The sequence below is a fragment of the Streptomyces sp. NBC_01426 genome (genome assembly GCF_036231985.1).
Classification (GTDB): Bacteria; Actinomycetota; Actinomycetes; order Streptomycetales; family Streptomycetaceae; genus Streptomyces.
The window spans coordinates 3,000,192-3,026,824 of record NZ_CP109500.1 but is presented as its reverse complement, the minus strand read 5'-3'; the positions used below and the strand labels follow the sequence as shown (position 1 = coordinate 3,026,824).

General features: G+C 72.3%; 28 protein-coding genes and 1 pseudogene. 22 read left to right on the top strand and 7 right to left on the bottom strand.

All coding sequences use genetic code 11. From position 1 onward, the window contains the following. The first annotated feature begins 22 nt into the window (after window positions 1–22). The 12 genes from OG906_RS13100 (at window position 23) to OG906_RS13045 (ending at window position 11,910) form a co-directional block, all read left to right on the top strand. Window positions 23–946 carry an ABC transporter permease gene (locus OG906_RS13100; RefSeq protein ID WP_329442675.1) on the top strand — a complete coding sequence of 308 codons (924 nt, stop codon included), beginning with the start codon at window positions 23–25 and terminating at the stop codon, window positions 944–946. Beyond that, on the top strand, window positions 939–1,940 hold the full coding sequence (locus tag OG906_RS13095) for an ABC transporter permease (RefSeq protein ID WP_267826858.1): 1,002 nt from the start codon (window positions 939–941) through the stop codon (window positions 1,938–1,940). Before OG906_RS13100 ends, OG906_RS13095 begins: the two co-directional genes overlap by 8 nt. 12 nt (window positions 1,941–1,952) lie before the next feature. After that, a complete protein-coding gene (locus OG906_RS13090) occupies window positions 1,953–2,927 on the top strand; it encodes an ABC transporter ATP-binding protein (protein WP_329442670.1) in 975 nt (324 codons plus the stop codon). Further along, the gene (locus OG906_RS13085) at window positions 2,920–4,056 is read left to right on the top strand and encodes an ABC transporter ATP-binding protein (RefSeq protein ID WP_329442668.1); all 1,137 of its coding nucleotides are present in this window, start codon (window positions 2,920–2,922) and stop codon (window positions 4,054–4,056) included. Before OG906_RS13090 ends, OG906_RS13085 begins: the two co-directional genes overlap by 8 nt. 377 nt (window positions 4,057–4,433) lie before the next feature. After that, window positions 4,434–4,628 carry a hypothetical protein gene (locus tag OG906_RS13080; RefSeq protein WP_267802386.1) on the top strand — a complete coding sequence of 65 codons (195 nt, stop codon included), beginning with the start codon at window positions 4,434–4,436 and terminating at the stop codon, window positions 4,626–4,628. Window positions 4,629–4,651: 23 nt separating this feature from the next. Next, window positions 4,652–5,557: an N-acetyl-1-D-myo-inositol-2-amino-2-deoxy-alpha-D-glucopyranoside deacetylase gene (gene mshB, locus OG906_RS13075; protein WP_329442666.1), complete on the top strand. Its 906-nt coding sequence runs from the start codon at window positions 4,652–4,654 to the stop codon at window positions 5,555–5,557. Continuing rightward, window positions 5,554–5,937, top strand: a complete 384-nt coding sequence (locus OG906_RS13070; protein WP_329442664.1) for a DUF6113 family protein — start codon at window positions 5,554–5,556, stop codon at window positions 5,935–5,937. The genes mshB and OG906_RS13070 overlap by 4 nt, the downstream gene beginning before the upstream one ends. A gap of 205 nt (window positions 5,938–6,142) precedes the next feature. Continuing rightward, window positions 6,143–8,206, top strand: coding sequence for a hypothetical protein (locus OG906_RS13065; protein WP_443067377.1), 2,064 nt, complete (start codon window positions 6,143–6,145; stop codon window positions 8,204–8,206). Window positions 8,207–8,377: 171 nt separating this feature from the next. Continuing rightward, a complete protein-coding gene (locus OG906_RS13060; RefSeq protein WP_329442660.1) occupies window positions 8,378–9,334 on the top strand; it encodes an ABC transporter ATP-binding protein in 957 nt (318 codons plus the stop codon). Continuing rightward, a complete protein-coding gene (locus OG906_RS13055) occupies window positions 9,328–10,083 on the top strand; it encodes an ABC transporter permease (protein ID WP_329442658.1) in 756 nt (251 codons plus the stop codon). Before OG906_RS13060 ends, OG906_RS13055 begins: the two co-directional genes overlap by 7 nt. Before the next feature lie 77 nt (window positions 10,084–10,160). Beyond that, window positions 10,161–11,273: a sensor histidine kinase gene (locus OG906_RS13050; protein WP_402300557.1), complete on the top strand. Its 1,113-nt coding sequence runs from the start codon at window positions 10,161–10,163 to the stop codon at window positions 11,271–11,273. Between the two features lie 19 nt (window positions 11,274–11,292). After that, complete coding sequence (locus OG906_RS13045; RefSeq protein ID WP_267800664.1) at window positions 11,293–11,910, top strand: response regulator transcription factor; 618 nt, start codon at window positions 11,293–11,295, stop codon at window positions 11,908–11,910. A gap of 19 nt (window positions 11,911–11,929) precedes the next feature. Here the strand turns inward: OG906_RS13045 and OG906_RS13040 are convergent, their stop codons facing one another. Both OG906_RS13040 and OG906_RS13035 read right to left on the bottom strand, forming a co-directional pair. Continuing rightward, a complete protein-coding gene (locus OG906_RS13040) occupies window positions 11,930–12,721 on the bottom strand; it encodes a transglutaminase-like domain-containing protein (protein ID WP_329442656.1) in 792 nt (263 codons plus the stop codon). Continuing rightward, entirely contained in the window at window positions 12,718–13,707 is a 990-nt protein-coding gene (locus OG906_RS13035) for a GNAT family N-acetyltransferase (RefSeq protein ID WP_329442654.1), read from the bottom strand. Before OG906_RS13035 ends, OG906_RS13040 begins: the two co-directional genes overlap by 4 nt. A gap of 117 nt (window positions 13,708–13,824) precedes the next feature. Here OG906_RS13035 and fdxA point away from each other — a divergent pair, with 117 nt between their 5' ends. Both fdxA and dapC read left to right on the top strand, forming a co-directional pair. Continuing rightward, a complete protein-coding gene (fdxA, locus tag OG906_RS13030; RefSeq protein WP_267800667.1) occupies window positions 13,825–14,154 on the top strand; it encodes a ferredoxin in 330 nt (109 codons plus the stop codon). A 118-nt stretch (window positions 14,155–14,272) separates the two neighbouring features. Beyond that, entirely contained in the window at window positions 14,273–15,367 is a 1,095-nt protein-coding gene (gene dapC / locus OG906_RS13025) for a succinyldiaminopimelate transaminase (protein ID WP_267800668.1), read from the top strand. 90 nt (window positions 15,368–15,457) lie between these two features. On the opposite strand, the gene OG906_RS13020 is transcribed toward dapC, so the two are convergent. Next, window positions 15,458–15,841, bottom strand: coding sequence for an ATP-binding protein (locus OG906_RS13020; protein ID WP_329442650.1), 384 nt, complete (start codon window positions 15,839–15,841; stop codon window positions 15,458–15,460). Between the two features lie 314 nt (window positions 15,842–16,155). Further along, window positions 16,156–17,124 carry a hypothetical protein gene (locus OG906_RS13015; protein ID WP_329442648.1) on the bottom strand — a complete coding sequence of 323 codons (969 nt, stop codon included), beginning with the start codon at window positions 17,122–17,124 and terminating at the stop codon, window positions 16,156–16,158. 156 nt (window positions 17,125–17,280) lie between these two features. Here OG906_RS13015 and dapE point away from each other — a divergent pair, with 156 nt between their 5' ends. Beyond that, a complete protein-coding gene (gene dapE, locus OG906_RS13010; protein ID WP_329442646.1) occupies window positions 17,281–18,360 on the top strand; it encodes a succinyl-diaminopimelate desuccinylase in 1,080 nt (359 codons plus the stop codon). Between the two features lie 64 nt (window positions 18,361–18,424). Then, window positions 18,425–19,192 carry a TIGR00730 family Rossman fold protein gene (locus tag OG906_RS13005; protein ID WP_267800672.1) on the top strand — a complete coding sequence of 256 codons (768 nt, stop codon included), beginning with the start codon at window positions 18,425–18,427 and terminating at the stop codon, window positions 19,190–19,192. Window positions 19,193–19,205: 13 nt separating this feature from the next. Here the strand turns inward: OG906_RS13005 and folP are convergent, their stop codons facing one another. Next, on the bottom strand, window positions 19,206–20,066 hold the full coding sequence (gene folP, locus OG906_RS13000; protein WP_329442644.1) for a dihydropteroate synthase: 861 nt from the start codon (window positions 20,064–20,066) through the stop codon (window positions 19,206–19,208). A gap of 76 nt (window positions 20,067–20,142) precedes the next feature. Between folP and OG906_RS12995 the strand changes: the two genes are divergently transcribed. Next, window positions 20,143–20,502, top strand: coding sequence for a DivIVA domain-containing protein (locus OG906_RS12995; protein WP_329442642.1), 360 nt, complete (start codon window positions 20,143–20,145; stop codon window positions 20,500–20,502). Then, complete coding sequence (locus OG906_RS12990) at window positions 20,499–21,080, top strand: DNA-3-methyladenine glycosylase I (RefSeq protein ID WP_329442640.1); 582 nt, start codon at window positions 20,499–20,501, stop codon at window positions 21,078–21,080. The genes OG906_RS12995 and OG906_RS12990 overlap by 4 nt, the downstream gene beginning before the upstream one ends. 97 nt (window positions 21,081–21,177) lie before the next feature. On the opposite strand, the gene OG906_RS12985 is transcribed toward OG906_RS12990, so the two are convergent. After that, entirely contained in the window at window positions 21,178–21,981 is an 804-nt protein-coding gene (locus OG906_RS12985; RefSeq protein WP_329442638.1) for an enoyl-CoA hydratase/isomerase family protein, read from the bottom strand. A 330-nt stretch (window positions 21,982–22,311) separates the two neighbouring features. Between OG906_RS12985 and OG906_RS12980 the strand changes: the two genes are divergently transcribed. Continuing rightward, window positions 22,312–22,479, top strand: a complete 168-nt coding sequence (locus OG906_RS12980; protein WP_003966491.1) for a DUF3117 domain-containing protein — start codon at window positions 22,312–22,314, stop codon at window positions 22,477–22,479. Between the two features lie 197 nt (window positions 22,480–22,676). Here OG906_RS12980 and OG906_RS12975 read toward each other — a convergent pair whose 3' ends face one another. Beyond that, window positions 22,677–23,339, bottom strand: coding sequence for an O-methyltransferase (locus tag OG906_RS12975; RefSeq protein ID WP_329442636.1), 663 nt, complete (start codon window positions 23,337–23,339; stop codon window positions 22,677–22,679). Window positions 23,340–23,528: 189 nt separating this feature from the next. Between OG906_RS12975 and sigE the strand changes: the two genes are divergently transcribed. The 3 genes and pseudogenes from sigE to OG906_RS12960 all read left to right on the top strand — a co-directional run bounded on the left by sigE (window position 23,529) and on the right by OG906_RS12960 (window position 26,518). Next, entirely contained in the window at window positions 23,529–24,308 is a 780-nt protein-coding gene (gene sigE, locus OG906_RS12970; RefSeq protein WP_329442634.1) for an RNA polymerase sigma factor SigE, read from the top strand. Beyond that, a pseudogene (locus OG906_RS12965) lies at window positions 24,305–24,778 on the top strand (zf-HC2 domain-containing protein); the annotation flags it as partial. The gene sigE and the pseudogene OG906_RS12965, both read left to right, overlap by 4 nt. Window positions 24,779–25,039: 261 nt before the next feature. Beyond that, a complete protein-coding gene (locus tag OG906_RS12960) occupies window positions 25,040–26,518 on the top strand; it encodes a S1C family serine protease (RefSeq protein ID WP_329442632.1) in 1,479 nt (492 codons plus the stop codon). Window positions 26,519–26,633: the final 115 nt, after the last annotated feature.

Genomic DNA, 26,633 nt, shown 5'->3' with positions numbered 1-26,633 from the left:
CACCGACCCCCCGGAGCACTCCTTGGGACGCTACGTGATCCGGCGGCTGCTCCAGATGATCCCCGTGTTCATCGGCAGCACGTTCCTGATCTTCTTCATGGTGTACGCGCTGGGCGACCCGGTCGCCGCCCTCTTCGGCGACAAGGCGCCCGACCCCGCCACCGCCGCGCGCATCCGCAAGGACCTCTACCTCGACCAGCCCCTGTGGAAGCAGTACCTGCACTACATGGGGCAGATCTTCCAGGGCGACTTCGGCACCGCCTTCAACGGCCAGCCCGTCACCGAACTGATGGCGTCGGCCTTCCCCGTGACCCTGCGCCTGACCATGGTCGCCATCGTCTTCGAGGTCATCGTCGGGATCACCCTCGGCGTGATCAGCGGCCTGCGCCGGGGCCGGACCATCGACACCACCGTGCTGGTGCTCACCCTCGTCGTGATCTCGGTGCCCACCTTCGTGACGGGATACCTGCTCCAGTTCCTCTTCGGCGTCAAATGGGGCTGGGTCCGGCCCACCGTCTCCGGGGAGGTCGCCTTCGGGGAGCTGATCCTTCCCGGCATCGTGCTCGCGCTGGTCTCCCTCGCGTACGTCACCCGGCTCTCGCGCACCTCCATCGCGGAGAACGTCAAGGCCGACTACGTCCGCACCGCAGTCGCCAAGGGACTGCCGCGCCGCCGGGTCATCACCCGGCACCTGCTGCGCAACTCGCTGATCCCCGTGGTCACCTTCATCGGCACCGACATCGGCGCCCTCATGGGCGGCGCCATCGTCACCGAGCGGATCTTCAACATCCACGGCGTCGGCTACCAGCTCTACCAGGGCATCCTGCGCAACAACTCCCCGACGGTGGTCGGCTTCGTGACCATCCTCGTCATCGTCTTCCTCCTGGCGAACCTGCTCGTCGACCTGCTCTACGCGGTCCTGGACCCGAGGATCCGTTATGCATGAGCCGGACCACGCCGCCTACGACCCGCTGCAACCCGGAGAGGGGGAAGCCATCGCCCCGACCGGACAGGGCGGACCCATGGATCTCGCGCTGGAGGAAGCCGAGAGCCTGGAGAAGCCCCTCGGCGACGCACCCTCCGGCCCGGGGGAGAAGGCCCGCTCCCTGTGGTCCGACGCCTGGTACCAGCTGCGTCGCAACCCCGTCTTCATCGTCTCCTCGCTGCTGATCCTCTTCCTCGTGATCATCTCGATCTGGCCGCAGCTCATCGCGAGCGGCGACCCGCTGCACTGCGAACTGTCGAAGTCCCAACAGGGCGCCTCGCCCGGCCACCCCTTCGGCTACGACACCCAGGGCTGCGACGTCTACACCCGCACCGTCTACGGGGCCCGCGCCTCCATCACGGTCGGCATCTGCGCCACCCTCGGAGCCGCCCTGCTCGGCTCCCTGCTCGGCGGGCTCGCCGGCTTCTTCGGCGGCTGGGGCGACTCGCTGCTCTCCCGGGTCGCGGACATCTTCTTCGGCATCCCGGTCGTCCTCGGCGGCCTGGTCTTCCTGTCCGTGGTCACCAGCACCACCGTCTGGCCCGTGGTCGGCTTCATCGTGCTGCTCGGCTGGCCGCAGATCGCCCGCATCGCCCGCGGCTCGGTGATCACCGCCAAACAGAACGACTACGTCCAGGCCGCCCGCGCCCTCGGCGCCGGCAACGGCCGGATGATGCTGCGGCACGTGGCGCCCAACGCCGTCGCGCCCGTCATCGTCGTCGCCACCATCGCCCTGGGCACCTACATCGCCCTGGAGGCCACCCTGTCGTTCCTCGGCGTCGGCCTGCGCCCCCCGACGGTCTCCTGGGGGATCGACATCTCCAACGCCGCCTCCCAGATCCGCAACGCCCCGCACATGCTGCTCTATCCGGCCGGCGCGCTGAGCATCACCGTGCTCGCCTTCATCATGCTCGGCGACGCGGTGCGCGACGCCCTCGACCCCAAGCTGCGCTGAGGAGTGGGCACCATGCTGCTCGAAGTCCGCGACCTCCACGTGGAGTTCCACACGCGGGACGGAGTCGCCAAGGCCGTCAACGGCGTCAGCTACTCGGTCGACGAGGGCGAGACCCTCGCCGTGCTCGGCGAGTCCGGCTCCGGCAAGTCCGTCACCGCCCAGGCCGTCATGGGCATCCTGGACGTGCCGCCGGGCAGGATCTCCCACGGCGAGATCCTGTTCAAGGGCAAGGACCTCCTGAAGACCAAGGAGGAGGCACGCCGGAAGATCCGCGGCGCCGAGATGGCCATGATCTTCCAGGACGCCCTGTCCTCCCTGAACCCCGTCCTCAGCGTGGGCGCGCAGCTCGGCGAGATGTACGAGGTCCACCGCGGGATGTCCCGCAAGGACGCCAAGGCCAGAGCGATCGAGCTGATGGACCGGGTGCGGATCCCCGCCGCCCGGCAGCGGGTGGGGGACTACCCGCACCAGTTCTCCGGCGGCATGCGCCAACGCATCATGATCGCGATGGCGCTGGCCCTCGAACCCTCCCTGATCATCGCCGACGAGCCGACCACCGCCCTGGACGTCACCGTCCAGGCCCAGGTCATGGACCTGCTCGCCGAGCTCCAGCGCGAGCTGAACATGGGCCTCATCCTGATCACCCACGACCTCGGCGTCGTCGCCGACGTCGCCGACAAGATCGCCGTCATGTATGCGGGCCGGATCGTCGAGGCGGCCCCCGTCCACGAGATCTACCGGCGCCCCGCGCACCCGTACACCCGCGGCCTGCTGGACTCGATCCCGCGCCTGGACCAGAAGGGCCAGGAGCTCTACGCGATCAAGGGGCTGCCGCCCAACCTGCTCGCCATCCCGCCCGGTTGCGCCTTCAACCCCCGCTGCCCGATGGCCCGGCCGGCCTGCCGGGCCGAGGTGCCGCCGCTCGCCGACGTCGCCCCGGACCGCACCAGCGCGTGCTTCTTCTGGAAGGAGTGCATCGGTGCCTGAACCCATCCTGGAAGTGCGGGACCTGGTCAAGCACTACCCGCTGACCCGGGGCGTCCTCTTCAAGAAGAGGATCGGCGCCGTCAAGGCCGTCGACGGCGTCTCCTTCGACCTCGCCGCCGGCGAGACGCTCGGCATCGTCGGGGAGTCGGGCTGCGGCAAGTCCACCGTCGCGAAGATGCTGGTCAACCTGGAACGCCCGACCTCGGGGGCCATCTCCTACAAGGGCGAGGACATCACCATGCTGTCCGGGCGGGCCCTGAAGGCCGTCCGACGCAACATCCAGATGGTGTTCCAGGACCCGTACACCTCGCTGAACCCGCGCATGACGGTCGGCGACATCATCGGCGAACCGTACGAGATCCATCCCGAGGTGGCCCCCAAGGGCGACCGGCGCCGCAAGGTCCAGGACCTGTTGGACGTGGTCGGCCTGAACCCGGAGTACATCAACCGCTACCCGCACCAGTTCTCCGGCGGCCAGCGCCAGCGCATCGGCATCGCCCGCGGTCTGGCCCTGCGCCCCGAGATCATCGTCGCCGACGAACCGGTCTCCGCGCTCGACGTCTCCGTCCAGGCGCAGGTCGTCAACCTGCTGGCCCGCCTCCAGGACGAGTTCAGGCTGTCCTACGTGTTCATCGCGCACGACCTCTCGATCGTGCGGCACATCTCCGACCGGGTCGGCGTGATGTACCTGGGCCGGATCGTCGAGATCGGCAGCGACATCCAGATCTACGACCACCCGACCCACCCGTACACCCAGGCCCTGCTGTCGGCCGTGCCCGTCCCCGACCCGGACGCCCGCTCCCACCGGGACCGGATCATCCTCACCGGCGACGTCCCGTCCCCGGCCGATCCGCCCTCGGGCTGCCGCTTCCGCACCCGCTGCTGGAAGGCCCAGGCACGGTGCGCGGCAGAGGTGCCGCTGCTCGCGATCCCGCAGGTCTTCCCGTCCGGCCCGGCGGCGCACCCGTCGGCCTGCCACTTCGCGGCCGAGAAGCGGGTGGTCCCGGGACCGGGCGAACTCCCGCCGCCGCCGGATCCGACGCCCGCCGGCCCACAGGCCTCGGACCCGCCGGGCACAGGCCCGCAGGTCTCGGACCCCCAGGCCTGGGACCCGCCGTCCAAGGAGTAGCCGCCGGGTCGGCGGGCGCGGGGACGCTCGCCCGTCGATCATTTCCAGCCACCCCCGCATATGCGCAGAGCCTGGCCCTGGGTAACGACAACTCGGTTTACCTCGTGGCAACTTGACCGTTTCTGGCCCGAGATGTGAACCGGGCAGCCTGAGTCGGGTGCGGCCGTGCGGGTGCCGACAGCCGGCCGGGGAGGCGTACAGCCTCCCCGGCCGGCCTCCCCCGTGACCCTGCGCATGCGCGGCGTGCGCCCCTTGTGCTGCCGGAATTCGATCGATGCGCTGGTACGGATAGTTATGATCCGTAGCGCACGGTGGGTATGAGTCTGCCGAGCACGAGTTCGCGTACCGATGTCCGCTCGACGTGGAGGTGAAACGCCGTGGCACTCTCGATCTCGGCCGTGGTGCTGCTGGCGATCGTCGTCTTCCTGCTGGTTCGGAGGTCGGGACTGAAGGCAGGACACGCCCTCGTGTGTGTGCTGCTCGGCTTCTATCTGGCGAGTTCGACCATCGCGCCGACGCTCAGCCAACTGACGTCCAACGTGGCCAGCATGATCAGTGGCCTCAAGTTCTAGGACTCAGCTCGTAGGCTGACCCCATGAACGGTCTCCCCGCTCGTCGTCTGCTCCTCGTGCACGCGCACCCGGACGACGAGTCCATCAACAACGGCGTCACCATGGCCAAGTACGCGGCCGAGGGCGCCCACGTCGCCCTGGTGACCTGCACGCTGGGCGAGGAGGGCGAGGTCATCCCGCCCGACCTCGCCCATCTCGCCGCCGACCGCGACGACACCCTGGGCCCCCACCGGATCGGCGAGCTCGCCGCGGCCATGGGGGAACTGGGCGTCACCGACCACCGGTTCCTCGGCGGCCCCGGTCGCTTCCGCGACTCCGGGATGATGGGCGCCGAGCAGAACCACCGGCCCGGCGCCTTCTGGTCCGCCGACGTGGACGAGGCCGCCGCGTACCTCGTCGAGGTCATCCGGGAGCTGCGCCCGCAGGTCCTCGTCACCTACGACCCCGACGGCGGCTACGGACACCCCGACCACATCCAGGCCCACCGCGTCGCCACGCGCGCCGCGGAACTCGCCGCGGAGGGCGCGTACCGACGCGATCTCGGCGCGGCGCACACGATCGGGAAGATCTACTGGAACCGGGTGCCGCGCTCGGTGGTCGAGGAGGGCTTCGTCCGACTGCGCGCGGCCGGCGGCAAGGCGCCCTTCCCCGGGCTCGCCGCACCGGACGACGTGCCCGGAGTCGTCGCCGACGAGCGGATCACCGCCGAGATCGGCGACGGGGCCGACGGCGAGGCGTTCGTCGCCGCCAAGGCCGCCGCGATGCGCGCGCACGCCACCCAGGTCGCCGTGGACGGGCCCTTCTTCGCGCTGTCGAACGACCTGGCCCAGCCGCTGTTCGCCCGCGAGTACTACGAACTCGTCGTCGGCGAGCCCGGAGCGCCGGCCGGCGAACGCGAGCGGGACCTCTTCGCGGGGGTGTCGGCATGACCACCACCTGGACCCCCGGCCGGATCGCCGCCCTGCTCGGCCTGCTCGTCGCCGGCGCGGTGGCCGGCGCGGCGGGCTGGCTCGTCGTGGGCCTCTGGTTCCCGGGCGGACTGCTGCTCGCGCTGGCGGCACTCTTCGGCGTGTTCCTCGCGGGCCGGCTCCTCACCGGGACCGGCATCGGCGTGGGCGCCGCGGTGATCGGCTGGTTCCTGGCCTACGTGCTCCTCAGCCTGCCGCGCCCCGAAGGGGACTTCCTGCTCGGTTCGTCCGGAATCGGCATGTACGCGTACCTTTTGGGCGGGACCGTGATCGCTGTGATCTGTGCCACGATGCACGGCCCGGTCGACCGGCCGGTTTCGGCCGCGAAGCCCCGCCCGTGACGTGTCGTTGAGCACGGACGGAATGCGATCGGGGAGGGCTTGAGGGGGTTTGACGGATCGTTGAGTACCCTCTCGGAGCGGGTCAAGGGGAATCCCCGATTCCCGGCGAACAGTTGCGCCCGGGCGACGGCCAGTATGGTGGACGGGCCGCCGAGCTGCCCGCGCACGGTATGACGGGCGGCGGAGCCAACCGGGAGAACCTGCCTTGAGCCGTGAAACTGACAGTTCGTCCCCCGGGCCCCAAGGGCGCGGTGGAGCCGCCTACCCCTCGGGTACGCCGCCGTATGGAACCGGCCAGTATCCGTCCACGGACGCTGCGGCGACCACCCCGGAGGAGAACTCTGTGACTTCGAAGCCGTCCACGCCCGACTCCGACGGGCCGAAGACCGAGACCACCCTGACGACCCGGATCCGGATCAACATCCCGGGTTCGCGTCCGATCCCGCCCGTCGTCGTACGCAAGCCCGTGAAGGACGCCGAGGGCGACGCCGAGCAGGCCGCGCCGGGAGCCGGCGAGTCCGCCCCGCCGCCCGCGCCGGCCCCCGCCCCGGCGCCCCTGCCCGTGCGCCCCGCGCAGTCGGCCCCACCCTCCTCGGGGGGTTCGGAGGAGCCGGCCAGCAACTGGTTCGCACCGCGCAAGTCGACCCCGCCGCCCCCGCCCGGCAACGGCGGCGCCCCGGCGGGACCGCCGAGCGCCGGCCAGGGCTCCGCGCCGGCCGGCCCCACCCCGCCCCCGGCGGGCGGCGGCTTCGCCCCACCGCCCCCGGGTCCGCGCGGGAACGCCCCCGCGCCCGGCGGCCAGGGCGGCGGCTTCCCGCCCCGCGCCGGCGGTGGAGCCCCCCAGGGCTACCAGGAGTACGACAACGGCCCCGTCACCGAGGCCTTCCCCGCCTTCACCGAGCCCACCGGCCCGGCCGGACCCACCGGTGGCCCCGCCATGGGCTCCGTGCCCATGGGCGGCGCCGAGGCTCCGCGCTGGCCCGGACCGGAGGCCCCGCCGGCCGGTGGCCCGATGCCGGGCGCCCCGATGCCCGGTGGTCCGCGCCCCGGCGCGCCGATGCCCGGTGGTCCGATGCCCGGAGCACCCATGTCCGGAGGCCCGCGACCCGGTTCGCCCATGCCCGGTTCGCCGATGCCCGGCGGGCCCATGCCCGGTTCGCCGATGCCCGGCGGGCCGGTCGGCGGCCCGATGTCCGGCGCCCCGATGTCCGGCGGGCCCGGCCCCGGCGGCCCCGGCGGCCCCGGGTCCGGGCCGGTCGTCCCGACCCCCGCGGCGCAGCCGCCGAAGCAGAACCGACCGGCCCCCAAGGCCCCGGCGGCGCCCTCGAAGAAGCCCCGCTCCAAGCTGGTCATCATCGCCGGCGGCCTCATCGCCCTCGGATGCGTGGCCTACGGCGCGGGTCTGCTGCTGAACCACTCCGACGTCCCCAAGGGCACCACCGTCCTCGGCGTGGACATCGGCGGTACCCGCGACGACGCCGTCAACAAGGTCGAGACGGCCTTCGGCAGCCGCGCGAGCGCCCCGCTGCGCCTCACCGTCGGCGGCAAGCAGGTCGAGCTCAAGCCCGACAAGGCCGGCCTGACCCTCGACAGCCAGACGACCGTCCGCAACGCGTCGGGCAGCGACTACAACCCGATCACGGTCATCGGCTCCCTCCTCGGCAACGAGCGCCGGGCCGACGCCGTCATGCCGGTGGACGAGGAGAAGCTGCGGGTCGCCCTCGCGGAGCTGGCCGGCACCGCGGGCTCGGCCACCGAGGGCACCATCACGTTCGACACGGGCAAGGCCGTCGCCGTCCCCGGCAAGGCCGGCACCACCCTCGACGTGGACAGCTCCGTGGAGCAGGTCACCGAGGCCTTCCGCGAACTGGTCGCCACCGGCGAGGCCAAGCCCGTCGAACTGCCCTCCGTCACCAAGGAGCCGGTCATCGGCAAGGCCGAACTGGACCGGGCGATGAAGGAGTTCGCCGAACCGGCGATGTCCGGCATCGTCACCGTCAAGGCGGGCACCAAGTCCATCGCCTTCGGCCAGCGGTCGCTGCCCAAGATCCTCAGCATGCAGGCCGTGGACGGCCACCTGGTGGAGAAGTACGACCTCGAAGCCCTCCAGGCGGCGTACACGACCACGTTCGACGGCGTCCTGATCACCCGGGGCACCGGCGCGAAGACCGCCGTCACCCCGAAGGACGTCGCGGGCGCCCTCGTCAAGGGCCTGCGCGGCAAGACCCCCGCCGAGCGGATCGTGGTCATCGACACCAACCCGAGCTGACCCGCCCGGGAACGCCACCCACAGCGGGACACAGGGGAACATCGCAGGACGGAGCCCCCGCCGGAGCATCCCGGCGGGGGCTCCGTCATGCCCCCGACATGACAACCGTCATGTCGGTGTCACGACCGTCGACACTGCCGTGCGACCCCCCTGACCGGCGAACCTTGAGCCATGACGACGACAACCGCGACGCAATCAGCCGCCGCCACGACACCCCCCGCAGGCCCGGTGGTGAGCTTCGAGGACGTGACCAAGAGCTACGGCGCGGTCCGCGCGGTCGACGGCCTCTCCCTCGTGCTCCACCCCGGCGAGACCGTCGCGCTCCTCGGCCCCAACGGCGCCGGCAAGTCCTCCACCCTCGACCTGCTGCTCGGCCTGCGCCCCGCCGACTCCGGCGCCGTACGGCTCTTCGGCACCACCCCCCGCGAGGCCATCGCCGCCGGCCGGGTCGGCGCGATGCTCCAGAGCGGCGGCCTGATGGAGGACGTCACCGTGCGCGAGGTCGTCGCGCTGGGCTGCGCGCTGCACCCCCGCCCGCTCCCCGTCGACGAGGTGCTCGCCCGCGCCGGGGTCGACTCCATCGCCGACCGGCTCGTCAACAAGCTGTCCGGCGGCCAGGAACAGCGGGTCCGCTTCGCCCTCGCCACCGCCGGCCACAACGACCTGATCGTCCTCGACGAGCCGACCACCGGCATGGACGTCACCTCCCGCCAGGCCTTCTGGGCCACGATGCGCGAGCAGGCCGCGCAGGGCCGCACCGTCCTGTTCGCCACCCACTACCTGGAAGAGGCGGACGCGATAGCCGACCGGGTGCTCGTCCTCAACAAGGGCCGGCTGCTCGGCGACGGCACCGCCGCCGAGATCAAGGCCAAGGCGGGCGCCCGCAAGATCGCCTTCGACCTCACCGACGGCCCGGTCGACGAGACGGCGCTGCGCGCCCTCCCGCACCTGACCGCCTACGAGCGCCACGGCGACACCGTCCGACTCCAGTCGCGCGACGCCGACGCGACCGTGCACGCCGTCTACGCCCTGGGGCTCTACCCCCGGAACCTGGAAGTCGCCGGGCTGGGTCTCGAACAGGCCTTCCTCGCCCTCACCGAGGCCGAGGAGGCCGACGCGTCATGCTGAACAACGGAACGATGAAACTCGTCACGCTCGAAATCTCCCGCGCGCTGCGCAACAAGAAGTACCTGTTCTTCACCGTCCTCTATCCCGCCGCCCTCTTCCTGATGCTCGGCGGCACCCTGGACGGCACCACGAAGGTCATGGGCACCGAACTGACCATGCCCGCCTTCTACATGGTCGCCATGGCCTCCTTCGGCGCGCTGACCGCCGTCCTGATGGGCAACAGCGAACGCATCGCCAAGGAACGCGAGAAGGGCTGGGTCCGCCAACTGCGGCTGACCGCCCTGCCCGGCCGCGGCTACGTCCTCGCCAAGACCGCCAGTGCCGGCGTCCTCTCGCTGCCCGCGATCCTGGTCGTCTTCGCGGTCGCGGCCGGAGTCAAGGGCGTACGGTTCGAGCTGTGGCAGTGGCTGGCGCTGACCGGCTCCATCTGGGCCGGCAGCCTGGTCTTCGCCGCGCTCGGCGTGGCCATCGGCTACCTGGCCAGTGGCGACACGGTCCGACCCATCACGATGCTCTTCTACTTCGGCCTGTCGATCCTCGGCGGCCTGTGGATGCCCACCGCGAACTTCCCGCAGTGGCTGCGGAACATCTGCGAGTGGCTGCCCACCCACGCCTACGCCGGTCTGGGCCAGGCCATCGAACTCGGCGGCGCGCCGCACGCCAAGGACGTGGCGATCCTCGCGGTCTACTTCGTACTGTTCACCGGTGCCGCCGCCTGGCTGTACCGCAAGGACTCACTGAAGGCGTGACCGTGACCAGCGAGACGGACGCCCGGTACCCGACCGCCGGGGAAGACATCCAGGGCGTCGGCGGCCCCCGGATCGGAATGCGGCCGGAGAACCGCCGGCAGCGGACCGTGAAGCTGCTGTGGACGAGCCTGTGGCTCTTCTACCTCAGCGCCCCCGTCATCGACCTGATCCGCGGCGGACACAGCCCCGGGGCCCGACTGCTCGGCGGCCTGGGCCTCGCGGCCTTCGTCGCCTGGTACCTGGTCCTGGTGCTGCGCACCACCCGGCAGATGCCGGTCCGCCGGGTCCTGCTCTCGCTGTCCGTCCTGGCCGCCCAGGCCATGGTCCTGTCCCTGACCCTGGGCCGCGAATGGCTCGTGCTCTTCGTCTACGTGGCCATCTCCTCCGGGGCCGCCCTGCCCGGGGAGATCGCCCGCTGGACCGTTCCCGGCGCGACCGCGCTGCTGGCCGTGACGGCGATGGCGGTCCCGGACGGGGACCAGTACCTGGCCGGCCTGCTCATCCCGGCCCTGATGGGCGGGTTCGCGATGATCGGCGTCCGCGCCATGATCCGCACGACGATGGAGCTGCGCCAGGCCCGGGCCACGGTCGCCCAACTCGCCGCCAACGAGGAACGGCTGCGCATGGCCCGCGACCTGCACGACCTGCTCGGGCACTCGCTGTCGCTGATCACGCTCAAGAGCGAGCTGGCGGGCCGGATGCTGCCGGACCGGCCCGAGGCGGCCGCGCAACAGGTCGCGGACATCGAGCAGGTCAGCCGGCAGGCCCTGGTCGACGTACGGGAGGCCGTGAACGGCTACCGGCGCCCCACGCTCCCCGGTGAACTGGCAGGCGCCCGCACCGCGTTGGTCGCGGCGGGCGTCCAGGCGGACCTGCCCGTCGAGTGGACGCGGGAACTCCCGGAGGAGGTCGAATCGGCCCTCGCCTGGTCGCTGCGCGAGGCCGTGACCAACGTGGTCCGGCACAGCGGGGCACGCCGGTGCGTCGTCACCCTCGACATCCGACAGACCCTGGCGGGCCCGGTGGCCGAACTGGGCGTCTCCGACGACGGATCGGGCGGCCCCGCGGCGGCCGGCAACGGCCTGACCGGACTGACGGAACGCCTGGAGGCGGTCGGGGGCAGCCTCACGGCCGGCCCCACCGGCAAGACCGGCTTCCGCCTGCTCGCCCGCGTCCCCCTAGCGCTGTGACCGCACTAGGATCGACCCCATGACCTCACGGCCCATCAGGATCCTCCTCGCCGAGGACCAGTCCATGGTCCGGGAGGCGTTGGCCGCGCTGCTCGGCCTCGAACCCGACATCGAAGTCCTCGTCCAGGTCGCGCGCGGCGACGAGGTGGTGGCCGCGGCCCGCGCCCACGACGTGAACGTCGCCCTGCTGGACATCGAGATGCCCGGCATGACGGGCATCGAGGCCGCGGCCGCGCTGCGGGCGGCCCTGCCCGGGCTGCGCATCGTCGTCCTCACCACCTTCGGCCGCCCCGGCTACCTGCGCGGCGCGATGGAGGCGGGAGCCTCCGCGTTCCTCGTCAAGGACGCGCCGGCCGCGCAGTTGGCGGACGCGGTACGCCGGGTCCTGGCGGGGGAGCGCGTCATCGACCCCACCCTGGCGGCGGCGGCCCTCGCGGAGGGCGCGAACCCGCTGACGGACCGGGAGCGGGAGGTCCTGCGGGCGGCGGAACGCGGCGCGACCAACGCGGAACTGGCCGAGCGCCTGCACCTGTCCCCGGGCACCGTGCGGAACTACCTCTCGACGGCGATCCAGAAGCTCGCCGCCCGCAACCGCGCCGAAGCCATCCGCACGGCCCGCGAGAAGGGCTGGCTCTGATCGGCCCCCGGTCCGGTCCTCAGTTCAGGAGGGCCCGGGCCGACACGGCCTCCGCGCGGATCCGGGCCGCCGCCCCCACGTCCACCGCGTCCAGCACCTCCGCGTACGCCTCCAGCTCCACCGCCCCCGTCACGAACTCGCCCCGCTCCACCAGCAACCGCCCCCGCTCGTAGCGCAGCGACGCCGGGTGCGACGGCAGCAGCAGCGACAGGTCCAGCGCCCACAGCGCGACCGCCGAGTGCTCCGGCCGGGTCGAGGCCCACGCCCGGATGTTGTTCAGGATCCGCAGCACGACGTCCAACGTGCGCGCCGGAGTCCTGGGCTCCGCGGCCGACTCCGCGGGACCGGCGCCCAGCGAGGCGCCCCCCGCGAACGGGTCCACGACCACCCCCTCCTCCGGGTCGCCGAAACCCACCACGAAGTGCCCCGGCAGGCCCAGCCCGTACACCGGCGCGCCCGCCCGCCGCGCCACCTCCAGCCAGACCACCGACAGCAGGATCGGCAGGCCCCGGCGGCGCCGCAGCACCTGGTGCAGCAGGGAGGACGACAACCGTTCGTAGTCCGCCGGCGTGCCGTGGAAGCCCAGCCGGCCACCCAGCAGCTCCGTCACGGCCGAGGCCCACGCCCGCCCGCCGCGCAGGCCGTACGGCAGCATGCCCGCCAGCCTGTCGAGCTCGATCTGCGCCCAGTCGATACCGCGCTCGTCGAGGTCGGGATCGGCCTCCGCCGCCAGCAGCAGGCACAGCAGGGCCAGGTCCGGCCGTTCCGAGCGGGCCTCCTCCGCGAACCGGGCCCGCGACGCGGAACTCACGCCGCCGCCCGGAAGTGGTGGTAGGCGTGGTGCGTCGCGAAGCCCAGGCCGTCGTACAGGGCCCGCGCGCCCGGGTTCTCCGCCTCCACCTGGAGCCAGGCCGCCGAGGCGCCCTCCTCCAGGGCCCGCCGGGACAGCGCCGCCATCACGGCCGTGGCCAGGCCCTGCCGCCGGTGCTCAGGATCGACGTCCACCGCGCCGAAACCGGCCCAGCGCCCGTCCACCACCATCCGCCCGATCGCCCGGCCGCCGCCCAGCACGGCGAACCACACCGAGGGCCCCTCGACCAGCATCCGCCGCGCCAGGTCGGGGTCGCGGACCTTCCCGTAGCGGGACAGCCACCGCTCGTCCGGGGCGCGCAGCAGCCGTACGTCCGACACGTCCGCGTCCGCGTCCACGTCCGCGATCGGCGCGAGCGCCCCGATCCGCACCTGCGCCGAGACCTCGTTGACCCACCCCAGCCGCTCCAGCTCCGCACACAGCAGCTCCTGCGTCCCCGCGGCACCCGTCGCGGCCTGCACATACGCCGGAAGTCCGCGTTCCGCGTACCAGGACGTCACCCGCGCGAGTGCTTCCGGGACGGGTATCCCCGGGTCACCGAGCGGAAGCACCGAGTTGGCCCGCCGGGTGAAGCCCCCGGCCGCACGCAGCGTCCACTCGCCGAGCGGCTCGCTCTCCAGCGGCTGCCAGGCCCGCGCCGTCACCCGCGCGAGCTCCTCGAAGGAGGCCGCCGGACCCCTGCGGCGGGCCGGCGCGGCGGGCACCGTCTTGCCCGCCACCAGCGAGGATTCCGCGATGCGGACGGTCGTGCCGTCCTTGCGTGTGATCGTGAGCACACCGTCGTTCCAGGATGTGAGAACCCCGATGGTGTCCGTGAACGAGGGGGAGCCGCTCCGCCCGTCCTCCACCCGTCGTACAGAGACTCGTTTACCCACGTCAGCAGCGGTGATACGGATCTCCAGCAGCCCACCGGCAGTGATTTCCACAGCTCTGTCCGCCCCTCCTGTTCGGATCGTGCCCGGGAACGGAGATACTAGGTGCGGGCATCGACGACGCCGCGCTCCCGCGCGATATGGAAAGCCCTACCGAGGAGGAACGAGAGCGTGACCTACGTCATCGCGGAGCCTTGTGTCGACGTCAAGGACAAGGCATGCATCGAAGAGTGCCCCGTCGACTGCATCTACGAGGGCCAGCGGTCCTTGTACATCCACCCGGACGAGTGCGTCGACTGTGGTGCGTGTGAGCCGGTCTGCCCGGTCGAGGCCATCTTCTACGAGGACGACACTCCCGAGGAGTGGAAGGACTACTACAAGGCGAACGTCGAGTTCTTCGACGAGCTCGGTTCGCCCGGTGGTGCCTCGAAGCTGGGCCTGATCGAGCGCGATCACCCCTTCGTCGCCGCCCTGCCCGCGGACATCAACGCGTCGCACTGACGACGGCGGTCCAGGCAAGGCGCGTACATCCTCGGTCCCGTTCGGCTGCCCGCCGCGACGGGACCGAGTCGTTCCGGCCGCACGCGGCGCCCCGTACCAGCAGAAAGCAGAGACCACCGTGGCCGCAGTATCCGACCGTCTTCCCGCCTTCCCCTGGGACAAGCTGGAGCCGTACAAGGCGACGGCGGTCGCCCACGCGGACGGGATCGTCGACCTGTCGGTCGGCACGCCCGTCGACCCGGTCCCCGAGGTCATCCGGCGCGCCCTGATCGAGGCCGCGGACTCCCCGGGCTACCCGACGGTGTGGGGCACGGTCGCGCTGCGCGACGCGATCACCGGATGGCTGCGCGGACGCCTCGGCGCGAGCGCCGCCGGACACCGCAACGTGCTGCCGGTGGTCGGCTCCAAGGAACTGGTGGCCTGGCTGCCGACCCAACTGGGCCTCGGCACGGGCGACAAGGTGGCCTACCCCCGGCTCGCCTACCCGACGTACGAGGTCGGCGCGCGCCTGTGCGGCGCCGAGGCCGTCGTGTACGACGACCCGACCGAACTCGACCCGGCCGGCGTGAAGCTGCTGTGGCTCAACTCCCCGTCCAACCCCACCGGCAAGGTCATCCCCAAGGAGGACCTGATCCGGATCGTGGCCTGGGCGCGCGAGCACGGCGTCCTGCTGTTCAGCGACGAGTGCTACCTGGAACTGGGCTGGGACACCGACCCCGTCTCGGTCCTCCACGACGACGTGTGCGGCGGCTCGTACGAGGGCATCGTGGCCGTCCACTCGCTCTCCAAGCGGTCCAACCTCGCCGGGTACCGGGCCGCCTTCATCGCCGGTGACGCCGCGGTGCTGGGCGAGCTGCTGGAGATCCGCAAGCACGGCGGCATGATGACCGCCGCCCCCGTACAGAACGCCGTGGTCGCGGCCCTCGGCGACGACGCCCACGTCGCCGCGCAGCGCGCCCGCTACGCGGCCCGCCGCGACGCGCTGCGCACCGCGCTGGAGGCGCACGGCTTCCGCATCGAGCACAGCGAGGCCGGCCTGTACCTGTGGGCGACCCGTGACGAGCCCTGCTGGCAGACCGTGGCCCACCTCGCCGAGCTGGGCATCCTGGTCGCCCCGGGCGACTTCTACGGGGAGGCCGGCGCGAACTTCGTCCGCGTCGCCGTCACCGCCACCGACGAGCGGGTCGAGGCCGCGGTCAAGCGCCTCGGCTGAGCCGGGAGCGGCCCGCGGGGCACCGCGGACAGCCCGAGGGGCCGGGAGTTCGTGCTCCCGGCCCCTCGGTGTTCCTCGTCCGCGCGGTGGTCAGCCGCCCAGACCGCCGGCCAGCGGCAGGCCGCCCAGCGGGAGGGTCTCGGCCGAGGGCAGCCCGGAGGTGGGCAGCGCGTCGGTCGGCAGGGCCTCGGTCGGCAGCCCCGAGGTCGGCAGCCCCGAGGTCGGCAGGCCGGCCAGCAGCGGGCCGGCCGCACCGGTGAGTTCGGCCGGGGCGGCCTTCGTCACGGCGTCCGTGGCCGTCGCGGCGGTGTCGCCCGCGCCGGCGGCGGCGTCCGGCGCGGTGAGCGCGCCCAGTTGCGGCACGGACTCCAGGCCCGCGGCACTGGCCGCGCCGGCCGCACCGACCACGGGAGCTGCGCCGGCTGCGAGGAGCAGCGCGGCACGGGCGATCCGACGGGTCAGGGGGAGGGACATGTTGCTCCTAAGCGGTAGCGGCTGAGTACGCCGTGTACAACCGCTCGTGGGGCGGGCGAAGTTGCGGACGCGTCGGGTAAAGGATCAGTAACGCATCGTTTAATCGGCTTCCGGGAAAAGCGCACCGGACACGCGCCCACCAGGCGTTCCGTCCGACCGGACCCCCTGAGGCCCCCCGAACCGGTCACCCCCGTACGAGGGACGTCCCGCACGCCCGAACGAGCCCGTGATCGAGGCCGTGAACGAGCCGGTGAACGAGCCCCCGGTCGCGCCGCCTTCGACCGGCCTCGCGTCGTGGCGTTCGACGGACCTCCTCAGCGCGCCAGGAAGATCCGCACCCCGTCGGAGCCCGCGGCGGGCGCATCGTCGGCCCCACCCCCGGCCCCCGTCCCGCCCTTCGCCCGCCACCGGCCGTCGGACTCGCCCGCGACCCAGCTCCCCGGGGCGTACGACACCCGCGCGATGCCCATGTCGCGCGCGTGCGCCACCGCCCACTGCGCCACCAGCCGGTTGCGCCGCCGCTCGGCCTCGTCGGTGCCGCGCGTCGGCGCGACCGCGACCTCGCTCTGCCCGACCGGACCGGATTCCCCGGCGGTCGCCGGCTCGGCGCGGGCGTCGAGCCGCATCTGCTTGCCGAAGATCCGCGTCAGCTCCGTCCGCACCCGCTCCGGATCGCCCGGCGCGGTGGGAGCGGGACCGCCGCAGTCCACCGAGCCCTCGCCGCCGAACGCCGCGGTCAGCACGACCGCGTCCGGCTCGTGCTTCGCGTACGCCTGCGGGAAACCACTGAGCTGCACCTTCTGCGCGGCCACCGTCAGGGGGAGCCGCGAGTACCCCTTCACCTCGGCGAGCCGGTCGTAGAAGATGCCCGCCGAGTACACCGGGTCCATGATCTGCGCCGCGGTGCCCCAGCCCTGCGAGGGCCGCTGCTGGAACAGCCCGAGCGAGTCCCGGTCGCCGTGGTCCAGATTGCGCAGCGCCGACTCCTGCATCGCGGTCGCCAGCGCGATCGTCACCGCCCGCTCCGGAAGCCCCTTCGCGATGCCGACGGCGGCTATCGTCGATGCGTTCGCCGCCTGCTCCGGGGACAACTCGTAGGACTGGCCCGACCCGTCGTCGCCGCCCGCCCCCGAGGTCCGGGCCGTGCAGTACGGGGGACCGTCACCGCCGGTCGACTCGTACTGGACGACGAGGTAGCCGCCGAGCGCGAGCAGCACGAGCAGGCCGGCGACCTTGGGCCAAGGCCGACGGCGACGCGGACGGGGATGATCGGTGCGGGACACGCGGCCCACCGTACTTGAGGCGGGTGACGGGCTCCCCTGACGAGTCCCCCGACTTCGGAACGGACTTCGAGGCGGGCCCTCGGGGAGCCCTTCGGGACGCGTCCACCCGACGGACGGACCGGGCCCCGCGGCGACCCGGGCGCTAGGGTCGGTTCCATGTCCCCATCCGAGCTGGACCTCACCCTGGACGCTGCCGAGCTGACCGCCCGGCTCGTCGACATCCCTTCCGTGAGCGGCGACGAGAAGGTACTCGCCGACCTCGTGGAACACGCGCTGCGCGGCCTCCCGCACCTCACCGTCGACCGCTTCGGCAACAACGTCGTCGCCCGCACCCACCTCGGTCGCGGCGAACGCGTCGTGCTCGCCGGGCACCTCGACACCGTGCCGATCGCCGACAACGTCCCGTCCCGACTGGACGAGAACGACGTCCTGTGGGGCTGCGGCACCACCGACATGAAGTCCGGCGTCGCCGTGCAACTGCGCATCGCGGCCACCGTGCCCGAGCCGAACCGGGACCTCACCTTCGTCTTCTACGACCAGGAGGAGGTCGCCGCCGACCTCAACGGCCTGGGCAAGGTCGCCGAGGCCCACCCCGACTGGCTCGTCGGCGACTTCGCGGTCCTGCTCGAACCCTCCAACGCCGAGGTCGAGGGCGGCTGCCAGGGCACCCTGCGGGTCCTGCTGCGCACCAGCGGCGAACGCGCCCACTCGGCGCGCAGTTGGATGGGCTCCAACGCCATCCACGGCGCGGGCCCGATCCTCGCCACGCTGGCCGCGTACGAACCCCGCAAGCCCGTCATCGACGGCCTGGAGTACCACGAGGGCCTCAACGCGGTCCGCATCGAGGGCGGCGTCGCCAACAACGTCATCCCGGACTCCTGCACGGTGACGGTCAACTTCCGCTACGCCCCCGATCGGGACGAGGCGGAGGCCCTGGCCCACGTCAAGGAGGTCTTCGCGCACTGCGACATCGCCGAGTTCGTGGTCGACGACTCCTCCGGCGGCGCCCTCCCCGGCCTCGCCCACCCGGCGGCCGCGGCGTTCATGGAGGCCGTCGGCGGCCGGGCCATGCCCAAGTTCGGCTGGACGGACGTGTCCCGCTTCAGCGCCCTCGGCGTCCCCGCGGTCAACTACGGCCCGGGCGACGCGCTGCTGGCCCACAAGGTCGACGAGCGGGTCGAGACGAAGGCGATCCTGCACTGCGAGGAACGACTCCGTGCCTGGCTGACCTCCTGAATTCCGCTTCTCGTCACCTTTGTGCGCCTACCCTGATCCAACGATCAGCAGGAGGGAGCACATCATGGGCAACCCCGGCAATCCCGGCGGGAACGCTCGTCGTCGGCCCGAGGAGCAGCAGCTCGGCCCGGTGCTGCGCAGGCGGAGTCAGGTCCAGGCGGGCAGTACGACGGACCAGCGGCTGCTGGACTCGGCCGGACCCTCCGAATGGGTGCACACCGATCCCTGGCGGGTCCTGCGCATCCAGTCGGAGTTCATCGAGGGCTTCGGCACGCTGGCGGAGTTGCCGCCGGCGATCAGCGTGTTCGGATCGGCCCGTACTCCGGTGGACTCGCCGGAGTACGAGGCCGGCGTACGCATCGGGCACGCACTCGTCGACGCCGGCTTCGCCGTCATCACGGGCGGCGGCCCCGGCGCCATGGAGGCGGCCAACAAGGGCGCCCGCGAGGCCAACGGCATCTCGGTGGGCCTGGGCATCGAGCTGCCCTTCGAGCAGGGCCTGAACCAACACGTCGACCTGGGTCTGAACTTCCGTTACTTCTTCGTCCGCAAGACGATGTTCGTGAAGTACAGCCAGGGCTTCGTGGTCCTGCCGGGCGGACTCGGCACGCTGGACGAGATGTTCGAGGCGCTGACCCTGGTCCAGACGCAGAAGATCACCCGCTTCCCGATCGTGCTGTTCGGCACGGAGTACTGGAGCGGGCTGATCGACTGGCTGAAGAACACGGTGATCGCGCAGGGCAAGGCCTCCGAGCGCGACCTGTACCTCTTCCACGTCACCGACGACGTGGACGAGGCGATCGCGCTGGTGACCAAGGAAGTCGGCAAGTAGGTCCGTCGACGCGCTACGCGAGTCCCCGGCGGGCGACCGCCGGGGGCCGCAGCCCCTGGATCGAGCGCACCATGTCCAGGACCTGCCGTGTCTCCGCGACCTCGTGGACCCGGTAGAGCTGCGCGCCCAGCCAGGCCGAGACGGCCGTCGTGGCCAGGGTGCCCAGCAGGCGCTCCTTGACCGGCTTGTCGAGGGTCTCGCCCACGAAGTCCTTGTTGGACAGGGAGACCAGCACCGGCCAGCCGGTGTCGGTCATCTCCGCCAGGCGCCGGGTGGCCTCCAGCGAGTGGCGGGTGTTCTTCCCGAAGTCGTGACCCGGATCGATCATGATCGCGTCCCGCCGGACGCCCAGCGAGGCCGCCCGTTCGGCCAGGCCCACGGTGACGCGCAGGATGTCCGCCATCACGTCCTCGTACGAGGTCCGGTGCGGGCGGGTGCGCGGCTCGACCCCGCCGGCGTGGGTGCAGACGATGCCGACGTCGTACCGGGCGGCGACCTCCGCCAGCCGGGGGTCCACCCCGCCCCACGCGTCGTTCAGGAGATCGGCGCCGGCCTCGCACACGGCCTCGCCGACCTCGTGCCGCCAGGTGTCCACGCTGATCACCACGTCCGGGTGGCGTCGCCGCACCTCGGACACGAACCCGACGGTGCGGCGGGCCTCCTCGACGGCGTCCACGTGCTCGCCCGGGCCGGCCTTGACCCCACCGATGTCGATGATCGCGGCGCCCTCGGCGACCGCCTGCTCGACCCGGTCCAACGCGGGCTCGTCGCGGAACGTCGCGCCCTGGTCGTAGAAGGAGTCCGGAGTCCGGTTCACGATGGCCATGATCACCGGCTCGTCGGTGTCGAACTCGCGCCTGCCCAGTCGCAGCATCCCGCTCTTTCCTCCTTCGGCGACCCTCTCGCCTCGTCTGTGACCTTAACCTGGTGCCCGGAAGCCTCTCAGGGAGATGATCGTGTTCTGGTTCTTGCTGATCGCGCTGGTCGTGGTCGTCGCCGCGGTCACCCTCGCGGTCGTCGGTGGAGGTGCCGAGGCGGTCCTGCCCGAGGCCGAGCCGGACCGGGTGGCCGACAGGCTGCCCGAGGCCCGCCCCGTCGCCCGCACGGACATCGACGCGCTCCGCCTGCCCGTCGCCCCGCGCGGCTACCGGATGGCCGAGGTCGACGACGTACTGGACCGGCTGGGAGCCGAGCTGGCGGAGCGCGACGCGCGGATCGCGGAACTCACCGCGCGGCTCGCGGCCGCGCCCGAGGACGACGCGCCCCCCGCCGAGGCGGGCCGGGTGGACCTCGGCAAGGACGGCCGATGACGGGCTCCGCGGTCATCGGCCCCGACGGCGACCCGCGCTGTCCGTGGGCCGTGTCCACCGAGGACTACCTCGACTACCACGACACGGAATGGGGCCGCCCGGTCCACGGGGACGACGCGCTGTACGAGCGGCTGTGCCTGGAGGCGTTCCAGTCGGGCCTGTCCTGGATCACGATCCTGCGGCGGCGCGAGGGCTTCCGGAAGGCGTTCGCGGACTTCGAGATCGCGGCCGTGGCACGGTTCGACGAGAGCGACGCGGCACGGTTGCTGCTGGACGAGGGCATCATCCGCAACCGGCTGAAGATCGAGGCCACGCTGGCGAACGCGCGGGTCCTGGCGGGCTGGAAGGAAGGGCGGCTGGACGAGCTGATCTGGTCCCACGCCCCGAAGCGGCCGGGCCGGGCGCCGAGGACCGTCGCCGACGTCCCGGCGATCACCGACGAGTCCACGGCCCTCGCGAAGGAACTCAAGAAGGCCGGCATCCGCTTCGTCGGCCCGACCACCGCCTACGCCCTGATGCAGGCCTGCGGTCTGGTCAACGACCACCTCGCCGGCTGCGTCTCCCGCGACGGATCCTGACCGCGCCCCGGCCGTCGACGCACCGCAGCCCCGGGGGCCGACGCGCCGGCGGCCGGGGCGCGGTGCGCGCCTGATCGGCCGACCGCCGGTCGGCCGATCAGCGACCCAGGTACTTCGGGGTCTCCTTCGCCAGGAACGCCCGCACCGCGATCCCATGGTCCTCGGACGCCCCGGCACGCGTCTGGAGCTCGTCCTCGCGGGTGAGGGCCTCGGAGAGGTCGTGGGAGGCCCCGTACGCCAGGGACTCCTTGAGGGCCGCGTAGGCCACCGTGGGGCCCGCCGCGAGGGCGCGGGCCACGGACTCGGCCTCGGCGGCCAGCGACTCGGACGGCACCAGGCGGTTCGCGATGCCCAGCTCGAAGGCCTCCTTCGCCTTCACGGACCGCGGGAAGAGCAGCAGGTCACAGGCGCGCGAGGCGCCGATCAGGCGCGGCAGGGTCCAGGACACGCCCGAGTCGGCGGTCAGCGCGACCCCCGCGAAGGAGGTGTTGAACGACGCCGTGTCGGCCACCACCCGGAAGTCGGCCGCCAGCGCGAAACCGAAGCCGGCCCCGGCGGCGACGCCGTTGACGCCCGCGACCACCGGCTTCGGCATCCGCGTGATGGCCCGCACGATGGGGTTGTAGTGCTCCGCGACCGTGCTCATCGTCAGCGACGAGCCGGTCTCGCGGTCCGCGGCCAGGTTCCCGATGTGCTCCTTGAGGTCCTGACCGACGCAGAAGGCCCGGTCGCCGGCCGCGGTCAGCAGGACCGCCCGTACCGCCGTGTCCGAGCCGGCCTCCTCGACCGCGTCGCGCAGGGCGACCTTGGTCTCGGTGTTCATGGCGTTCATCGCGTCGGGCCGGTTGATCGTGATGGTCGCGAGTCCGTCGGTCACTTCGTAGAGCACGCTGTCGGCCATGGCGGGGGTCCCCCTTCGTCGCGGGCTTGGCTACCGGCCGGTATCGACCGGTGCAAGGGCCAGCATGGCGGACCCGAACCCGGCCGGGCATGTGATGTGCGTCAATAAAGCCGACGGCTCGTGCCGGGGCAGCGGCGAAGTATCGCAGGCGGGTCCCCGAAATGAGTGGTTTTGGTCAAGCGCGTTGCAGAAGCGTTCCCGACCGATGTTGGTCATCGGGTCCTGACATGCGGGATAATGGCCGGGAAGCAATGTGTTCGATGCCGGGTATTAGGCGCCTGAATGGGGCCGTCGGCTGACGATGAGCTGGTTTCAGGAAGGGGAACGAGCATGGCGGCCATGAAGCCGCGGACGGGCGACGGCCCGCTCGAGGTCACCAAGGAGGGGCGGGGCATCGTCATGCGCGTACCGCTCGAGGGCGGCGGTCGGCTCGTCGTCGAGCTGACTCCGGACGAAGCGGACGCCCTGGGTGACGCCCTGAAGAAGGTCGTCGGCTAACCGGTCGGCAGTACTTTCACCATGCATTCTCTGCACTGCCCCGGCCGCGTCACGCGGCCGGGGCAGTGTTGTTCCCGGGGTGTGGTCGCAGGGCCTCGCCGACACCGGTCCGGGGGCGCACGCCGTGCCCGGGGCGCGCGGCGACATCCGTTCCCCCGCGGCGGCGTCGTTCCCGCGCGGCGACCGGGCGCGGCGGATCAGCGTCGGACCGCGCACAGCAGGCCGTCGCCCACGGGGAGCAGCGCGGCCTCCAGGGCGGGGCTCTCGCGGACGGTGCGCAGCAGTTCGCGGACCCGGAGCACCTCCACGGGCTGGGCCGCGGAGTCGACCGTGCGGCCGTCCGAGAAGACCCCCTCGAAGCACACCAGCCCGCCGGGCCGCAGCAGCCGCAACGATTCCGCGAGGTAGTCCAGGGACTCGGAGGGGTCCCCGTCGCAGAAGACCAGGTCGTACCCGCCGTCGGCGAGCCGCGGCAGTACGTCCAGCGCGCGGCCGGGGATGAAGCGGGCCCGGTTGCCCGCGAAGCCGGCGGCGCGGAACGCCTGGCGGGCGAAGGCCTGTCGGTCGGCCTCGGGATCCACGGTGGTCAGCACCCCGTCGGGGCGCATCCCGTGGAGGAGGTGGATGCCGGAGACGCCGGTGCCGGTGCCGATCTCGGCGACCGCCTTGGCGTCCGCGGTGGCGGCCAGCAGACGCAGCGCTGCCCCGGTTCCGGGGGAGACCGAACGCAGTCCCGCCTCCCTGGACCGGTCGCGGGCCCATCGCAGAGCGTCGTCCTCGGCGACAAACGCGTCGGCGAACGCCCAGCTCGTTTGCCGGTTGCCGCTAATGACCCTCTCCTGTCCCCATAGTTGGCGCAACGGTGACTGTATCCGTTGACGTCGGGAACCCGCAGATGGGACCGGGCGTTGAAAGAGGTGTGCGCGGGACGGACGCCGGAGGTCGGCGAACACCCGTGGACGAGACGGCGAGCGGGGGCGTCGCAAGACCCGCGACCCGTGCAAAGTTACTGCAAAAATCTTTATCCGGAGCTGACGGGAGGGGTGGCTATGGTAGGGACTCCACTGGACACCACCAGAGCCGACAGGGGAGGTGCGGCTGCGCCTGTGGATCGTGGGGGCGTGCTCAGACGCCTCTTCTGGTCGGCCGGCGAGCCGAAATCCGTGACCGACATTGCTGACCGCTTCCACCCCGCCGCATCCGCTACCACCGCGACCTTTGCCGCCGATGCGGGCTCGCAGGCGTGGACCCCTCCCTCGTGGGAGGAGATCGTCAGCACGCACAGTGCGCGGGTCTACCGTCTCGCCTACCGCCTGACGGGCAACCAGCACGACGCCGAGGATCTGACGCAGGAAGTCTTCGTCCGCGTCTTCCGCTCGCTGTCCACGTACACGCCCGGCACGTTCGAGGGCTGGCTGCACCGCATCACGACGAACCTCTTCCTGGACATGGTGCGCCGCAAGCAGCGGATCCGCTTCGACGCGCTCGGTGACGACGCCGCCGAGCGGCTGCCCAGCCGTGAGCCGTCCCCCCAGCAGGTGCTGCACGACACGCACTTCGACGCGGACGTGCAGCAGGCGCTGGACACCCTGGCCCCCGAGTTCCGCGCGGCCGTGGTGCTGTGTGACATCGAGGGCCTGTCGTACGAGGAGATCGCCGCCACGCTCGGCGTGAAGCTCGGCACCGTGCGCAGCCGCATCCACCGCGGCCGCTCCCACCTGCGCAAGGCGCTCAAGCACCGGTCTCCCGAGGCCCGTGCGGAGCAGCGCGCGCTGGCCGGGGTGGCGGTGGGCGCGCCGGGTGCCGGGGGAGAGGGCGGAGCCGAGTGACCGGAGCCCGACCATCCCCCGCCGAACAACATCTGGGCGACCGTCTCGCCGCCCTCGTGGACGGCGAGTTGAGCCATGACGTGCGCGAGCGGGTGCTCGCCCACCTGGCCACCTGCCCCAAGTGCAAGGCCGAGGCCGACGCGCAGCGTCGCGTGAAGAGCATGTTCGTGGAGAGCGCGCCCCCGCCGCTGTCCGCAGGACTGCTGGCCCGCCTCCAAGGCCTGCCGGGTGGCAATCCCGACGGCCCGCCGCCGCCCTCCGGCCCGCCGGGCGCCGACCCGTTGTCCTCCTTCGGGTACGCCGCGCCGGCGCCTTCGCGCGAGGGTTTCCGGATCCATGAGATGGGGCGACCCAGACGACGCTTCGCGTTCGTCGCCGCGGGAGCCGTGTCGTTGGCCGCGATCGCGCTCGGCGGGTCGCTGCCGCTGGACGCCGTCGAGCCGAACGCCCGGGGAGACGCGCCCGCCACCCGGCCCGGACCGTACGCGCCGTTGACCGACGCCGTGGTCCGTGACCGGCTGCCCAGCCCCGGCGGCCTGCCCACGCTGACCTCGCCCGGCCCCACCGTGTCGGCCCGCCCGGCGGTCTCGCTGTCCCGGTGACGACCCCCGCCCCGTGCCCCGTCGTTCGCGTCGCGGGTTCGGGGGCGGGGCTCCCCCCGATGGCCGGACCTGGTTGAATCGGCGGCAGATGCGCCGCCCGGCGGTGCGACAGGTACGCGGGGAGCGCGCATGTCCGACAGCCAGCAGACCGATGCGTCGCGGGCGCCACAGTGGTGGAGCCGGCCCGACGGCCCTGCGAAGGCGCGTCCGGCGGAGGTGCCCCCGCAACGCTCGGACCCGGAACACGGGGCCCTGCCCCACCCGGACGCCGCTCCCGATCATGACGCCGCTGCGGACGCGAAAGCCGCTGCGGACGCGAAAGCCGCTCCGTACGTGAACGCCGCTCCGGACCCGGACACCGCGACCGTGGTCGGTGCCGAGCCCGGTCCCGAGGTCGATCCCTTCGGCGAGGCCGATCCCGACGCGGGCCCCGACGTCGCGCCGCGGTACGACCCTTGGGCCGCCCGGCCGCTGCACGTGGTGGACCGGGGTCCGGAGCCGCGCGGGTTCCGGATGTGGCAGGTGGTGGCCCTCGCGGTCGGCGTCGCCCTCCTCGCCGGCGGTGTCGGCGGCTACCTGGGCGTCCTCGCGGAGCGCCGCAGCAGCACCCGCCTCGAACTCCCGCAGGCCGCCGTCGACTCCAAGGGGCGAGCCCCCGACAGCGTCGCCGGGATCGCCGCCTCGGCGCTGCCCGGTGTGGTCACCCTCCACGTCAGCGGCGGCGGCGGCAGCGGCACGGGCACGGGCTTCGTGCTCGACCCGCAGGGACACATTCTCACCAACAACCACGTCGTCGCGGACGCCAAGGACATAACGGTCACCTTCAGTACCGGGGAGAGCGTGCCCGCCGAACTCGTCGGCCGGGACGGCGGCTACGACCTGGCCGTGGTCAAGGTCGACGGGGTGCGGGGCCTGCGGCCCCTGGCCCTCGGGAACTCCGAGAACGTCAAGGTCGGCGACCCGGTGGTGGCCATCGGAGCCCCCTTCGACCTCTCCAACACCGTCACCGCGGGCATCATCAGCGCCACCGGCCGCCCCATCACCGCGGGCGGCGACAAGGGCGACGGCAGCGACATCAGCTACGTCGACGCCCTCCAGACCGACGCACCCATCAACCCCGGCAACTCCGGCGGCCCGCTCCTGGACGCCCGCGCCCACGTCATCGGCATCAACAGTGCCATCCGGGGCGCCGACAAGAGCGCGGACGGCGACGAGGACGACCGCCAGAGCGGCAGCATCGGCCTCGGCTTCGCCATCCCCGTGAACCAGGGCAAGCGGGTCGCTGAGGAACTCATCAGCACCGGGCACGCCACCCATCCGGTCATCGGAGTCACCCTCGACATGCAGTACAAGGGCGACGGAGCCCGTGTCGGGACCAAGGCCGGGGACGGCAAGCCCTCGGTCGTCGCCGACGGGCCGGGAGCCCGTGCCGGGATCAAGGCGGGCGACGTGATCACCAAGGTGGACGGGCAGCGGGTGCACGGCGGGGACGAGCTGATCATCAAGATCCGGGCCCACCGGCCGGGGGATTCGCTGAACCTGACCGTGCTGCGCGACGGCAGGGAGCGCACGCTGGACGTGGTGCTGGGTTCGGCCGACGGCTCGTGACACCGGGAGCCGGCTCGTGACACCGGGAGCGCGCCCGATGCGCCCCCGGCGCCGGACGGCGACGAAAGTGGTACCCGTGCGGTACGGGCGTATGGGTCCCGAGGCATCGCCGGGT

What these genes read in the sequence shown, in the direction of transcription:
- OG906_RS13095 (WP_267826858.1), top strand. Translation starts at nt 939, where the DNA reads ATGCATGAGCCGGACCACGCCGCCTACGACCCGCTGCAACCCGGAGAG.
- OG906_RS13090 (WP_329442670.1), top strand. Translation starts at nt 1,953, where the DNA reads ATGCTGCTCGAAGTCCGCGACCTCCACGTGGAGTTCCACACGCGGGAC.
- mshB (WP_329442666.1), top strand. Translation starts at nt 4,652, where the DNA reads ATGAACGGTCTCCCCGCTCGTCGTCTGCTCCTCGTGCACGCGCACCCG.
- OG906_RS13070 (WP_329442664.1), top strand. Translation starts at nt 5,554, where the DNA reads ATGACCACCACCTGGACCCCCGGCCGGATCGCCGCCCTGCTCGGCCTG.
- OG906_RS13060 (WP_329442660.1), top strand. Translation starts at nt 8,378, where the DNA reads ATGACGACGACAACCGCGACGCAATCAGCCGCCGCCACGACACCCCCC.
- OG906_RS13055 (WP_329442658.1), top strand. Translation starts at nt 9,328, where the DNA reads ATGCTGAACAACGGAACGATGAAACTCGTCACGCTCGAAATCTCCCGC.
- OG906_RS13050 (WP_402300557.1), top strand. Translation starts at nt 10,161, where the DNA reads ATGCGGCCGGAGAACCGCCGGCAGCGGACCGTGAAGCTGCTGTGGACG.
- OG906_RS13045 (WP_267800664.1), top strand. Translation starts at nt 11,293, where the DNA reads ATGACCTCACGGCCCATCAGGATCCTCCTCGCCGAGGACCAGTCCATG.
- OG906_RS13020 (WP_329442650.1), bottom strand. Translation starts at nt 15,841, where the DNA reads ATGTCCCTCCCCCTGACCCGTCGGATCGCCCGTGCCGCGCTGCTCCTC.
- dapE (WP_329442646.1), top strand. Translation starts at nt 17,281, where the DNA reads ATGTCCCCATCCGAGCTGGACCTCACCCTGGACGCTGCCGAGCTGACC.
- OG906_RS13005 (WP_267800672.1), top strand. Translation starts at nt 18,425, where the DNA reads ATGGGCAACCCCGGCAATCCCGGCGGGAACGCTCGTCGTCGGCCCGAG.
- folP (WP_329442644.1), bottom strand. Translation starts at nt 20,066, where the DNA reads ATGCTGCGACTGGGCAGGCGCGAGTTCGACACCGACGAGCCGGTGATC.
- OG906_RS12995 (WP_329442642.1), top strand. Translation starts at nt 20,143, where the DNA reads ATGATCGTGTTCTGGTTCTTGCTGATCGCGCTGGTCGTGGTCGTCGCC.
- OG906_RS12990 (WP_329442640.1), top strand. Translation starts at nt 20,499, where the DNA reads ATGACGGGCTCCGCGGTCATCGGCCCCGACGGCGACCCGCGCTGTCCG.
- OG906_RS12985 (WP_329442638.1), bottom strand. Translation starts at nt 21,981, where the DNA reads ATGGCCGACAGCGTGCTCTACGAAGTGACCGACGGACTCGCGACCATC.
- OG906_RS12980 (WP_003966491.1), top strand. Translation starts at nt 22,312, where the DNA reads ATGGCGGCCATGAAGCCGCGGACGGGCGACGGCCCGCTCGAGGTCACC.
- sigE (WP_329442634.1), top strand. Translation starts at nt 23,529, where the DNA reads ATGGTAGGGACTCCACTGGACACCACCAGAGCCGACAGGGGAGGTGCG.
- OG906_RS12960 (WP_329442632.1), top strand. Translation starts at nt 25,040, where the DNA reads ATGTCCGACAGCCAGCAGACCGATGCGTCGCGGGCGCCACAGTGGTGG.